The 12,809-nt window shown below is 52.1% G+C and carries 14 protein-coding genes and 1 pseudogene; 6 read left to right on the forward strand and 9 right to left on the reverse strand.

What is annotated here, in order from left to right; genetic code table 11:
• Window positions 1-19: 19 nt before the first annotated feature.
• The 5 genes from pdxY to anmK form a co-directional block, all read right to left on the reverse strand.
• Entirely contained in the window at window positions 20-880 is an 861-nt protein-coding gene (gene pdxY, locus OGY04_RS06790) for a pyridoxal kinase PdxY (protein ID WP_008784675.1), read from the reverse strand.
• A gap of 64 nt (window positions 881-944) precedes the next feature.
• Window positions 945-2,219, reverse strand: coding sequence for a tyrosine--tRNA ligase (tyrS, locus tag OGY04_RS06795; protein ID WP_020996426.1), 1,275 nt, complete (start codon window positions 2,217-2,219; stop codon window positions 945-947).
• Window positions 2,220-2,345: 126 nt separating this feature from the next.
• Window positions 2,346-3,002, reverse strand: a complete 657-nt coding sequence (pdxH, locus tag OGY04_RS06800) for a pyridoxamine 5'-phosphate oxidase (protein WP_003029169.1) — start codon at window positions 3,000-3,002, stop codon at window positions 2,346-2,348.
• Window positions 3,003-3,061: 59 nt separating this feature from the next.
• Window positions 3,062-3,391 (reverse strand): C-type lysozyme inhibitor, encoded by a 330-nt coding sequence (gene mliC, locus OGY04_RS06805; protein WP_122984223.1) that lies wholly within the window; start codon window positions 3,389-3,391, stop codon window positions 3,062-3,064.
• A gap of 87 nt (window positions 3,392-3,478) precedes the next feature.
• On the reverse strand, window positions 3,479-4,600 hold the full coding sequence (anmK, locus tag OGY04_RS06810) for an anhydro-N-acetylmuramic acid kinase (protein ID WP_008784673.1): 1,122 nt from the start codon (window positions 4,598-4,600) through the stop codon (window positions 3,479-3,481).
• A gap of 274 nt (window positions 4,601-4,874) precedes the next feature.
• On the opposite strand from anmK, the gene slyB reads away from it, so the two are divergent.
• On the forward strand, window positions 4,875-5,342 hold the full coding sequence (slyB, locus tag OGY04_RS06815) for an outer membrane lipoprotein SlyB (protein WP_003029175.1): 468 nt from the start codon (window positions 4,875-4,877) through the stop codon (window positions 5,340-5,342).
• A 46-nt stretch (window positions 5,343-5,388) separates the two neighbouring features.
• Here slyB and slyA read toward each other — a convergent pair whose 3' ends face one another.
• A complete protein-coding gene (gene slyA, locus OGY04_RS06820) occupies window positions 5,389-5,829 on the reverse strand; it encodes a transcriptional regulator SlyA (protein ID WP_008784672.1) in 441 nt (146 codons plus the stop codon).
• A 192-nt stretch (window positions 5,830-6,021) separates the two neighbouring features.
• Here slyA and OGY04_RS06825 point away from each other — a divergent pair, with 192 nt between their 5' ends.
• The 3 genes and pseudogenes from OGY04_RS06825 (at window position 6,022) to OGY04_RS06835 (ending at window position 9,161) form a co-directional block, all read left to right on the forward strand.
• Window positions 6,022-6,258: a DUF1656 domain-containing protein gene (locus OGY04_RS06825; protein ID WP_286585026.1), complete on the forward strand. Its 237-nt coding sequence runs from the start codon at window positions 6,022-6,024 to the stop codon at window positions 6,256-6,258.
• 2 nt (window positions 6,259-6,260) lie between these two features.
• Window positions 6,261-7,124, forward strand: a complete 864-nt coding sequence (locus OGY04_RS06830) for an efflux RND transporter periplasmic adaptor subunit (protein WP_071446502.1) — start codon at window positions 6,261-6,263, stop codon at window positions 7,122-7,124.
• Window positions 7,121-9,161, forward strand: a pseudogene (locus OGY04_RS06835) (FUSC family protein). The gene OGY04_RS06830 and the pseudogene OGY04_RS06835 overlap by 4 nt, the downstream one beginning before the upstream one ends.
• On the opposite strand, the gene sodC reads toward OGY04_RS06835, so the two are convergent.
• The 3 genes from sodC to OGY04_RS06850 form a co-directional block, all read right to left on the reverse strand.
• Window positions 9,137-9,661, reverse strand: a complete 525-nt coding sequence (gene sodC / locus OGY04_RS06840) for a superoxide dismutase [Cu-Zn] SodC (protein WP_286585027.1) — start codon at window positions 9,659-9,661, stop codon at window positions 9,137-9,139. The pseudogene OGY04_RS06835 and the gene sodC sit on opposite strands and share 25 nt — an antisense overlap.
• An 81-nt stretch (window positions 9,662-9,742) precedes the next feature.
• Complete coding sequence (locus tag OGY04_RS06845; protein ID WP_079933980.1) at window positions 9,743-10,639, reverse strand: aldo/keto reductase; 897 nt, start codon at window positions 10,637-10,639, stop codon at window positions 9,743-9,745.
• Window positions 10,640-10,688: 49 nt separating this feature from the next.
• A complete protein-coding gene (locus tag OGY04_RS06850; protein WP_003832768.1) occupies window positions 10,689-10,928 on the reverse strand; it encodes a DUF1289 domain-containing protein in 240 nt (79 codons plus the stop codon).
• Window positions 10,929-11,029: 101 nt separating this feature from the next.
• Between OGY04_RS06850 and OGY04_RS06855 the strand changes: the two genes are divergently transcribed.
• Both OGY04_RS06855 and OGY04_RS06860 read left to right on the forward strand, forming a co-directional pair.
• Window positions 11,030-11,629, forward strand: a complete 600-nt coding sequence (locus OGY04_RS06855; RefSeq protein WP_003832766.1) for a TetR/AcrR family transcriptional regulator — start codon at window positions 11,030-11,032, stop codon at window positions 11,627-11,629.
• A 54-nt stretch (window positions 11,630-11,683) separates the two neighbouring features.
• Entirely contained in the window at window positions 11,684-12,781 is a 1,098-nt protein-coding gene (locus OGY04_RS06860; RefSeq protein ID WP_286585028.1) for an alkene reductase, read from the forward strand.
• Window positions 12,782-12,809 lie beyond the last annotated feature (28 nt).

Here is a 12,809-nt window from a genome sequence, read left to right on the forward strand (position 1 = left end):
GAGCGCCATCGGGCATCGATTACAGCTGCGTTGCGCTAAAGTAGTGTTCAGGCTTGGCGATACGGTCCTGCGCGGCCACGACCTGTAGCTCATACTCGTGCATCTCTTTGGTAGTGATCATCACTTCGTACACCGCCGCAGTCACATGCTCAAGCGCCTGTTGTAAAGATGCGCCCTGCAGCAGTTTCACCAGCAACAAGCCACTCGTCACATCACCCACACCAACCGGTTGACGTGCGCCAAAATCGACTAACGGACGACTGATATGCCACGCCTGTTCAGCGGTGACCAGCAGCATTTCGAAACGGTCGGTGCTGATACCTGCGCGTGCCAGATGCTTCACCAGTACAATTTCAGGTCCCTGAGCGATCAGTTCACGCGCTGCTGCAACGGCCTCATCGACGTTGTTCACCGCATGCTCGCACAGAATTTCGAGCTCAACCAGATTTGGGGCAATAATGTCACTGGCCGGAAGCGCATGGCGTACATGAAATTCCGCCACTCCGGGTGCAACAATACACCCCTTTTCAGGGTGTCCCATCACCGGATCGCAAAAGTATTTTGCCTGCGGGTTTGCCGCTTTTACCTTGCGTACAATACCCAGAATATGCTCGCCCTGTTCTGCTGAGCCAAGATAGCCGCTCAGTACTGCGTCACAGGTCTGGAGTTTATCAATATCAGCAATGCCCTGAACAATTTCAGTCAGGTGGCTCGGCGGCATAACGCAACCGGTCCATTTGCCATACTGCGTGTGGTTTGAAAACTGAACGGTATTCAGCGGCCAGACATTTGCGCCAAGACGACGCATCGGAAATTCTGCTGCACTGTTGCCCGCATGACCAAAAACAACGTGGGACTGGATGGCGAGGATATTCTTCATTTTACTTACCACAACCCTGAAAAAATAAAGGGGCGTAGTTTCCCACGCCCCTGCTAACTCAATCTTACTTCCAGCAAATCAGACAATAGTTCTTCTTGCCACGGCGCAGTAAGGTATAGCGCCCGAACAGGATATCACTATCCTGGAAGAAATATTCCGGATCGGACTGCTTCTCACCGTTGATGGTTACCGCGTTTGACGCAATGGTCTTACGTGCCTGACCGCGAGAAGGTTGCAGCTCGGAGTCCACCAGCGCCTGCATCAAATCGGCACCTTTGTCCATCTCGATCATCGGCACACCATCCTGCGCCAGCTGTTCGAAATCTGCTTCACTCAAATCGCTGAGATTGCCGTTGAACAAGCTTTCGGTAATGCGTTTTGCCGCGACCAGACCTTCTTCACCGTGAACCAGACGCGTAACCTGTTCGGCCAGAACATACTGGGCACGCGGCGCTTTACCGCTGTTTTTATCTTCTTCTTCCAGCGCATTGATTTCTTCAATGTCCATGAAAGTGAAGAATTTCAGGAAGCGATAAACGTCCGCATCGGCGGTGTTGATCCAGAACTGGTAGAATTTGTACGGACTGGTTTTCTTCGGATCCAGCCACACTGCGCCGCCTTCCGTCTTACCGAATTTGGTGCCATCAGCTTTAGTGATCAGCGGAACGGTCAGACCAAACACCTGATTCTGGTGCAAACGACGGGTTAAATCGATACCCGAAGTAATGTTACCCCACTGGTCAGAACCACCAATCTGCAGTGCCACGCCGTGCAGTTTGTTCAGGCAGGCAAAGTCATAACCCTGCAGCAGGTTGTAAGAAAACTCGGTAAAGGAGATCCCCTGATCGTCACGGTTCAGACGCTGCTTAACCGCTTCTTTGTTGATCATCTGGTTAACGGAGAAGTGTTTGCCGATATCACGCAGGAAAGTCAGTACGTTCATACCGCCAAACCAGTCGTAGTTGTTCGCAGCAATCGCCGAGTTGTCGCCACAGTCGAAATCGAGGAACGGTGCAACCTGTTTGCGGATTTTATCCACCCACTCCTGCACGGTGTCTTCGGTATTCAGTTTACGCTCGGCGGCTTTAAAGCTCGGGTCACCAATCAGACCGGTTGCGCCACCTACCAGTGCAACAGGCTTATGGCCTGCCTGCTGGAAGCGTTTCAGGCATAACAATGGAACCAGATGCCCCAAATGCAAGCTGTCAGCGGTAGGATCGAAGCCGCAATAGAGCGCGATCGGGCCTTGCGCCAGTCGCTCTGCTAACGCTTCCTCGTCCGTCACCTGGGCCACCAGCCCCCGCTCTTGCAATTGTTTAATCAAGTTACTGCTTGCCATCAAAATCTCCATGTATAAAACGACTGCACCTTTGCCGGTACACGACTTTTCGCCTGATGCGAAAGAAACATAGAATAAAGCGCCGGATTGATCAGCACCAGCGCTTAAAACAAGAAATTTGCATCTTTAGGGGGCCAGACGATCAATTTTCCACGCGTTATCTTCGCGTTGGTATAAAAAACGATCGTGCAGACGGTTTTCACCGCCCTGCCAGAACTCCATTTGTTCAATACTCACGCGAAAGCCGCCCCAGAAACTGGGCAGAGGAACTTCCCCTTGCTGAAACTTCTGCTTCAGTTCGAGGAATTTGCTTTCGAGAATACCGCGCGCGGAGATTCGACTGGATTGTTTTGAGACCCAGGCGCCAATCTGACTGTCGCGTGGGCGACTGTGGAAGTATTTCACCACTTCGAGTGTGGAAAGACGCTCTGCCTTGCCGATCACCATAACCTGCCGTTCCAGCGTATGCCAGGGAAATAAAAGGCTGATGCGTGGATTTTTCTCGATCTGATGCGCCTTACGGCTACCAAGGTTGGTATAGAACACCAGCCCTTTGTCATCATAATGTTTGAGTAACACGATGCGCTGATACGGCTGGCCATTTTCATCGACGGTCGCAACGACCATTGCGGTGGGATCGGCCAGTTTGGCATCACAGGCTTGCCCCAGCCAGCGCTCAAACAGCGCAAGGGGTTCGGCGGGAAGATCGCGGCGGCGAAGACCGCCTTTCGTGTATTCACGGCGCAGATGCGCGATTTGCTGCAATTCGTCGTTATCAGACATGATGTTGGGCTACGGATTGTCAGTGGGTGACGCTATTGTGCGCCGCCCAGGTGAAAATCTCAACGCTTCGGGTTCTGTAACTGACAGTTATTTAGCACAATTCTGTCTCGTTTATAGACCGTTGCCTCTTCGCCTTTAGACCAAAATACGTAGATACCATCGGTATAACGAGCACCTGATGCCGACACGCCCTGTTTGAGGTTCAATAGCTGATTATCATAAACAAAGCTTGCCGTCTGGCGGGTATTGTTCAGCTTCACGGTCAGCGGTTTTTCGTCGCAGCGGTATTCAAGCGTATCCGTTTGCATACGCTCGACAAATTGGTTGTACACACTACAACCGCTAAGCAGTACGGGCAGACACACTAACAACAGTTTTTTCATAGCCATATCCTGAAGACTTTCCTGGTCCTGGAGGGTAATGGCACCCTCCCTAATATCCTTAGTTTACCGGCACACCGCGCTGAATAATTTCAGTTAACTCTGAGTTCGTGGATTGGCAGGATAAATTGCCCCTAAAACACTCGGCTCTGACGCCCCAGTCACAGACGGTAAATTTCCCGGTAATCCGGCCAGCGTTCGCCACGCCAGCCAGGCAAAGGCTAACGCTTCCATATCATCACCGCTGATCCCGGCTTCATCAGTAGAGGTAACCTCTGTACCCGGTAATAATGCCGCCAGACGCATCATCAGCAGTGGATTACGACTGCCACCACCACATACCATGAGTCGATCACAGCCGCCGCTTAACAAGACCTGCTCTGAAATGGTTACTGCCGTCAGTTCGGCAAGCGTCGCCTGTACATCTCGTGGGCTAATTCCCGGAAACTGCGCCAGATGACGCTCTATCCAGCCGTAATTAAAATACTCACGGCCGGTACTTTTCGGCGCAGGCGCGGAAAAATAAGGGTCGTTAAGCATATTCTGCAGCAACGGCAGGATCACCGTTCCTGAAATGGCCCACTGCGCATCTTTGTCGTAGGGCTGGCCACATTGCCGCCAGATCCATGCATCCATCAGCATATTGCCCGGCCCGGTGTCGTATCCGCGAACGGGTTGTTGCGGAATAAGCAGAGACAGATTGGCAATCCCGCCGATGTTTAACACCATTCGCCGTTCCGTTGGATGTGCCAGAAGTGCCTGGTGAAACGCGGGAACGAGCGGTGCACCCTGCCCGCCGAGGGCGATATCACGTCGACGAAAATCGCCGACTACGGTTATCCCGGTACGCGCGACAATCTGGTTGTTATCACCAATTTGCAGCGTGTGCGGCGCAGCACCGTTCGGTTCATGCCACACGGTTTGCCCGTGGCAACCAATCGCAACGATATCCTGCGGTTTCAATTTTTCTTGCGCCAACAGCGCATTCACCGCCTCAGCAAATAGATAACCGAGCTGTGCATCTAACTGACCAAACTGAGAAAGTGTAAGCTGCTGCCCCTGGCAGATATCCAGAATCGCTTGTTTAACATGGATGGGGATGGGCCAGGTCAGACTCGCCTGCTGCGCAACCATCGTTTCATCTATTGTCGCCAGCACAACATCGACGCCATCAAGGCTGGTTCCAGACATTACACCGATAAAACGGCCCGATTTCATAGGTCATCCTTTTAAGCAAATTAGCCTTGACACTCAACCATAAAGTGTCGACTAATGCCATGCTTCCTTAATGATTTTTGGTGGCTAATCATTACAATGATCGTTTAATTACATCAATTACATGAATGATTCGTTTATACTCGGTTGATCCGATTTCGGTTAAGATTTTCATATTGTTCCAGTAGAACATGTGACCTTAGGCTCACAAATGCCATATAATTTAGCCATGAAGGGTGCTTTATTAGCGTTTCGTGGTGACAAAGGAGATTTGTAAATGATTAAACGTGTGCTGATTGTTTCATTAATGGGCGTATCTTTAGCGGGTTGCGTTAACAATGACAGCCTTTCAGGCGACGTATATACCGCATCCGAAGCGAAACAAGTTCAGAACGTTACCTACGGTACGATTGTTCATGTTCGTCCGGTGCAAATCCAGGGTGGCGATGACGCAAACGTGATTGGTGCTATTGGTGGTGCGGTACTCGGCGGGTTCCTTGGTAACACCGTCGGCGGCGGTACGGGTCGTTCATTAGCGACGGCTGCAGGTGCAGTTGCCGGTGGCGTAGCGGGTCAAGGCGTACAAGGTGCGATGAATAAAACCCAGGGTGTGGAACTGGAAATCCGTAAGGATGATGGTAATACCATCATGGTGGTTCAGAAACAGGGTGCGACCAAGTTTTCAGCCGGCCAGCGCGTTGTTATGGCTAACAACGGCAGCCAGGTTACCGTGTCTCCACGCTAATCGAATTCACGTGTGGTCAGGCTCTGGCCACACGTAACTTATCGTTTCAACCTTGTGACTGCAGTTCAATAATATTGTGTTCGAGTTTAGCAACCAGCTTAATCAGCAGATCAATTTCCTCAGCTGAAATCCCTTCCAGAATTTCTCCACGTGTTTTGTTGATCACCGCTTCCATATCAGCGATCAGCGGCTCAGCCTTCTCTGTCAGTTTAATTCTCTTAGCTCGACGATCGCTGGCGCAAGTCTGTCGTGAAATGAGTCCCTTTTCTTCCAACTGGTCAAGCGTACGTACCAGCGAAGGCTGCTCGATGCCAATCGCTTTAGCCAACTGAATCTGCGATTGATCCGGCGGCAACTGATGAATGTTGTGCAGCGTAACCCAATGCGTCTGCGTCAACTCCAGAGGTTTCAGGCGATGGTCAATCAGAGCACGCCAAATGCGCACCAACCGTGCCAGATCAGAACCTAATGGCGATTCCAATTTCATCTCCTTATAATTAGCTTGCTAAGTTATTGTGCTGATTTTAGAATAGTGTGCAGCATTTGTATTCCCAAAACAAATGTATTGCCAAATTTGCTTACCGGCTGACATTTTTTCAGACATTATGCGTTACGGAGACTCATTGTCTCTTTTTTGCTAAACCTATAGCAATGCTCTCTTCCGTCAAGGATTTTGCCCGTGAAGTTTATGTTTAATGTAACAGGATTGCCCCTACAAGATTTAATGATCGGCGCATCTGTCTACTTTCCTCCTGTTTTCAAGGCGATTGTAGCAGGATTTATTCTCTGGCTGGTTGTTCATCGCCTGCTGCGCGACTGGATTTACTCCGGCGAAATCTGGCATCCCCTGCTAATGGATCTGTCACTCTTTACGCTTTGCGTATGTCTGGCCTTTGTTATGCTGATAGCGTGGTGATTATGTCGCTTAAAACCGTTAAATACTTCTCCACTATTATAGTCGCTGCAATCGCAGTTTTCGCCGGATGGTGGATGTGGAATTACTATATGCAATCGCCCTGGACACGTGATGGCAAAGTACGTGCTGAGCAGGTCAGCATCACGCCGCAGGTGTCAGGCAGCATTAGCGAACTCTATATAAAAGATAACCAGTTTGTGAATAAAGGCGATGTCCTTTTTATTATCGACAAGACGCCATTTCACATTGCTGAACTGAATGCGCAAGCGCAACTGGCAAAAGCGCAGTCTGACCTGGCGAAAGCCAATAACGAAGCCAACCGCCGCCGTCATTTATCGCAAAATTACATCTCAGCCGAGGATCTGGATACCGCAAATCTCAACGTGAAAGCCATGCAGGCAAGCGTTGAAGCGGCTGAGGCCAGTTTGCGCCAGGCCCAGTGGCAGCTGACGCAAACGGTGGTCAAAGCCCCCGTAGCGGGTTGGGTCACCAATCTTTCAACCCGTAGCGGAGACTACGCTTCAACCGGTAAGCCCCTGTTTGCCCTTGTCGACAGTCACTCTTTTTATGTCATGGGGTATTTTGAAGAAACCAAATTGCGCCATATTCGAGAAGGCGCACCTGCGACGATTACACTCTACAGCGGCAATGTAAAGTTACAGGGTCACGTTTCCAGTATTGGCCGTGCCATCTACGATCAAAGTGTGGAAAGTGATTCCGGCCTGATTCCCGACATAAAACCCAACGTGCCGTGGGTGCGTCTGGCGCAGCGTGTCCCGGTACGCATCGAATTCGACGCCCTGCCGCGGGAGGTCACGCTGGTGTCAGGTACAACCTGCAGCGTATCCATCGGCCAGCGTAAATGAAACTGCCCCGCCTGACACCAGGCAATTTGCCGTGGTTTAAAGCCACGGCGGCACAGTGGCGTTATGCGCTGCGTAACACCATTGCGATGTGCCTGGCGTTAACTTTTGCTTATTATCTGAATCTGGACGAGCCCTACTGGGCGATGACCTCGGCGGCGGTGGTCAGTTTTCCCACCGTTGGCGGGGTTATCAGCAAAAGTCTGGGTCGCGTGGCGGGTAGCTTACTGGGTGCCACCGCCGCATTGATTATTGCCGGTCATACTCTCAATGAGCCGTGGCTGTTTTTGCTGAGCATGTCAGTGTGGATCGGTTTTTGTACCTGGGCATGCGCGCACTTCACCAATAACGTTGCCTACGCATTTCAACTGGCGGGTTATACGGCGGCGATCATTGCGTTTCCCATGGTCAATACCGTGGAAATTACGCAATTATGGGATATCGCGCAGGCACGCGTGTGTGAAGTCATCGTCGGTATCCTGTGTGGTGGCGTGATGATGATGATCCTGCCCAGCACCTCCGATGGCACCACGTTACTGACTGCATTGAAAAACATGCATTCACGTTTACTGGAACATGCCAGCCTACTCTGGCAACCAGAAACCACGGATGCCATTCGCACAGCCCATGAAGGTGTTATCGGGCAGATTCTGACCATGAACCTGCTGCGTATTCAGGCTTTCTGGAGTCATTACCGCTTTCGTCGCCAGAATGCTTTGCTCAATTCGCTGTTGCACCAGCAGTTACGGATGACCAGCGTGATTTCCAGTCTGCGCAGGATGCTGCTGAACTGGCCTAATCCGCCGTCCAACACCCGGGAAATCATCGAGCAGTTGCTCAGCGAACTAATAAAATCCAATGCGAATAGCTACACCGTCGCATGTATTATTGCCCCGCTGCGGCCCGTCGATGCCCGCGACTATCGACACGTCGCCTTCTGGCAACGACTGCGTTATTTTTGTCGGCTCTACCTGCACAGCAGCCATTATCTGCATTTACTGGAAAATGGTGTTACCGCCGAGCGTATTAATATCGCCCGCACGCCGGGACTTGCCCGTCATACCGATAATGCGGAAGCTATCTGGAGCGGGTTGCGTACGTTCTGCACTTTGATGCTTATCGGCGCATGGAGCATTGGTGCACAATGGGAATCAGGCTCTGGCGCACTCACGCTCGCTGCGATCAGCAGTGTGCTGTATTCCGCCGTTGCCACACCGTTCAAGTCGCTTTCTTTGCTGATGCGTACGCTGGTTCTACTGTCGCTATTTAGCTTTGTGGTTAAGTTTGGCCTGATGGTGCAAATTTCCGACCTCTGGCAGTTTATTCTCTTTCTCTTCCCACTACTCGCCACCATGCAACTGTTGAAGCTACAAATGCCTGCCCTGGCAGGTCTTTGGGGGCAACTGATTGTATTTATGGGTTCGTTTATCGCGGTGACCAATCCGCCGGTATATGATTTTGCTGATTTCCTGAATGACAATATGGCGAAAATCACCGGCGTGGCGCTGTCATGGCTGGCCTTCGCCATTCTGCGCCCCGGATCGGATGCACGGAAAAGTCGCCGCCATATTCGCGCCCTGCGCCGGGATTTTGTCGATCAGCTCAGCCGACATCCATCACTGAGTGAAAACGAATTTGAATCGCTGACCTATCATCACGTCAGCCAGCTCAGCAACAGTCAGGATGCGCTGGCGCGACGCTGGTTATTACGTTGGGGGGTCGTTTTACTGAACTGCTCGCATGTGGTGTGGCAACTGCGCACCTGGGAGGCGCGTTCCGATCCGCTGGCTCGCGTCAGGGACGTGTGTATCTCGCTGCTACGCGATGTAATGAGCGAACGTGGCGTCCAGCAACGACCACTGAATGCCACGCTGAATGAGCTACAGCGCATCTGCGATACGCTTGCCCACCATCACCAACCCGCTGCGCAGGAACTGTCGGCACTGGTCTGGCGGCTACACTGCTCGCTTTCACAACTCGAACAGGCGCCGCCGCCGGGTACTCTCAGTCGTTGATTATTTGATAACACCACAGGCGTAGCGCGCTCCGCCACCGCCAAGCGGTTTCGGTTGATCGGACATATTATCGCCGCCCACATGGATCATCAGCGCTTTGCCTTTAACCTCATCGATCGTTTTCAGCCGCGGCGCAAAGACCGGCGTTGTGGCGTTACCTTCGTTATTCACCACCAATAGCGGCAGGTCGCCCATATGACCTGCGCCTTCCGGGCCTTCATGTTTACCGGTTTGATGCGGATCATAATGGCCACCAGCCGATTCTGCGGCTGAGGCTTTCCCTTCTTTAATCGCGGGTTGGCAGCTGCCGTTCATATGCACATGGAAGCCATGTTCACCTGGCGGCAACGCTTTCAGATCGGGCGTAAACTCCAGCCCCTTTGCGGTTTCAGCAATAGTGACAGTACCAATCGCCTGGCCGACACCTTGCGATGTGACCAGATTCATCGTCACTTTTTCTTCACTGGCAGCCTGCGCACCTGCACAGGCAAGTAGAGTGATGATGGCCAAACTCAAACGCTTCATAAGACCTCCGTCCAAAAGGTGTCTGATTGTTAAGTGTAAACCAGTGACACAATTTTGAACGGAGATGCGCCAAAAACGCGATTAGGGTACGTCGTAACCCAGCGCCGCTTTACGAATGCGGAACCATTGCTGGCGAGACATGTTCAGCGACTCAGACTCAATGGCAGCACGTACACGCTCTATTTTTCCTGAGCCAATAATCGGCAGCGGCTGAGACGGCAGACGTAAAATCCAGGCGTATACCACCTGCTCAATAGATTGCGCATTCAACTCTTCTGCGATCACGGCAAGCTCATTACGTAAAGGCTGGAAAGCATCATCATTAAACAGGCGACCACCGCCGAGACAGGACCAGGCCATCGGGCGAATGCGCAGCTGTTGCAGTTGATCTAAAGTACCATCCAACAGGAGCGGCTGATGTACTGGTGAAATTTCTACCTGGTTGGTCGCCAGAGTAAACGGCAGACGCGATTGCAGCAATGAGAACTGTGCCGGGGTGAAGTTGGAGACGCCAAAGTGACGCACTTTGCCACTATGGTGCAATTTTTTAAAAGCGTCGGCGACATCGTCAGCATCCATAAGCGGATCGGGACGGTGGATCAGCAGCAGATCAATATGATCGGTCGCCAGCAGCTTCAGCGACTCTTCCGCACTGGCAATAATATGTGCACTGTCGGTGATGTAGTGGCCCAGCGCATTTTCCGCGCGCGCCATCGTCGCGATCCCGCATTTGGTCACAATCTGCATTTTTTCACGCAAATGCGGAGCCAGTTTCATTGCCTCACCAAACGCCGCTTCACACTGGTATCCACCGTAAATATCGGCGTGATCGACGGTGGTCACGCCAAGATCCAGATGCTCTTCAATAAAGCTGACTAGCTGGCGCGCGGACATATTCCAGTCCATCAGGCGCCAGTACCCCATCACAAAGCGAGAAAATTCCGGGCCTTGCGGCGCAATAGTAATACGCTGAACCATAGCAGCTTCCTTTTAAGTGAATGTGCCTCGAGTATACGCAATTACGCTTTTAAAAGAGTGAAGGTTGTTGCGGTTCTTCCGAAGGGTTGGCTTTGTTTGCACGTAATTTACGCATCAGGCGCTGACGACAAAGCCGCAGCACTTCCTGCTTTTGGGTATCGCTCATCTTTTGCCAGTTAAAACGCTCATCCCGACTGCGAAAACAGCCGCGGCAAAAGCCGCGTTCGTCAGACTGACATATTCCACGGCATGGGCTCTGGACGGGGAAAAACTCCAGCTGTTCGGCCACATCCCCTCCTTTAATAAGATTGATATACCTATTGAAGACGTTAACTGAATTTCTCGCAAGCGCTATTGCATTAGACCGACTGGTCTATTACACTCCTTCCCATGAACAAAATAACTGAACACGATACACGCGAACATCTGCTGGCGACTGGCGAACTGCTGTGTATGCAGCGCGGCTTCACCGGCATGGGGTTAAGCGAACTACTGAAAACCGCTGAAGTACCCAAAGGTTCGTTTTATCATTATTTTCGCTCTAAAGAAGCGTTCGGTGTCGCGATGCTGGAACGCCACTATGCGGCCTATCATCGGCGACTGGCTACGCACTTTGATACGGGAGCGGGAAACTACCGCGATCGCATTCTGGCCTACTATCAGGAAACCCTGAACCAGTTTAGCCAGCACGGCATTATTAGCGGCTGTTTAACTGTAAAACTGTCTGCCGAAGTGTGCGATCTGTCAGAAGATATGCGCACAGCGATGGATAAAGGCGCGCGGCACATTATTGTGCTGTTAGCGCAGGCGCTGGAGAAAGGTCAGGCCAGCCATTGTCTGTCTTTTGTTGGCGAGCCGTTACAGCAGGCGCAGGTACTGTATGCGCTGTGGCTTGGCGCCAACCTGCAGGCCAAGATTTCTCGTAGCGCCACTCCGCTGGAAAATGCGCTGGCGCACGTTAAAAACATCATCACAACGCCTGCCGTTTAACAGGCGTTTTTATTTTCTTCATTACCAGACGACCGGTCTATTCAGGAGTGCCACATGTCATCTGAAAAACTGTTTTCCCCACTGAAAGTGGGTGCCATTACGGCAGCAAACCGCATATTTATGGCGCCACTGACGCGTCTGCGCAGTATTGAGCCTGGCGACATCCCTACTCCGCTGATGGCCGAGTATTACCGTCAACGCGCCAGCGCGGGTCTTATAATCAGCGAAGCGACGCAGATTTCCGCACAGGCGAAAGGCTATGCCGGAGCACCCGGCTTACACAGCGAAGCGCAAATTGCCGCATGGAAGAAAATCACTACTGCCGTACACGCTGAGCAAGGTCATATTGCTGTCCAGTTGTGGCACACCGGACGCATCTCTCACGCCAGTCTGCAGCCAAACGGTCAAGCTCCAGTTGCACCTTCCGCGATTAGCGCTGGAACCCGCACCTCGCTGCGCGATGAAAACGGCCTGGCAACGCGTGCCGATACCTCAATGCCGCGTGCGCTGGAAACCGAAGAGATTCCGGGCATCGTTAATGACTTCCGTCAGGCGATAGCCAATGCGCGCGAAGCGGGTTTCGATATGGTTGAACTGCACTCTGCCCACGGCTACCTGCTGCACCAGTTCCTGTCGCCAACGTCTAACCAGCGTACTGATCAATACGGTGGCAGCGTCGAAAATCGTGCGCGTCTGGTACTGGAAGTGGTTGATGCCGGAATTAAAGAATGGGGTGCCGATCGCATTGGTATTCGCGTCTCCCCGATTGGCACTTTCCAGAACGTAGACAATGGTCCAAACGAAGAAGCCGATGCGCTGTATCTGATTGAACAATTGGGCAAGCGCGGAATCGCTTACCTGCACATGTCTGAGCCGGACTGGGCCGGTGGCGAGCCGTATTCCGATGCGTTCCGCGAAAAAGTTCGCGCGCGCTTCCACGGCCCTATCATTGGTGCTGGTGCTTACACCCCAGAAAAAGCAGAAGCGCTGATCGAGAAAGGTCTGATCGACGCCGTTGCTTTTGGTCGCGCCTATATTGCTAACCCGGATCTGGTGGCGCGTCTGCAACGAAAAGCAGAACTGAATCCGCAACGTGCCGAAAGTTTCTACGGCGGCGGCGCGGAAGGTTACACCGACTATCCTACCCTCTAACGTCACAATCTCCGTTCTGCCATTGATA

Source organism: Citrobacter sp. Cpo091, assembly GCF_030332645.1.
GTDB lineage: Bacteria > Pseudomonadota > Gammaproteobacteria > Enterobacterales > Enterobacteriaceae > Citrobacter > Citrobacter portucalensis.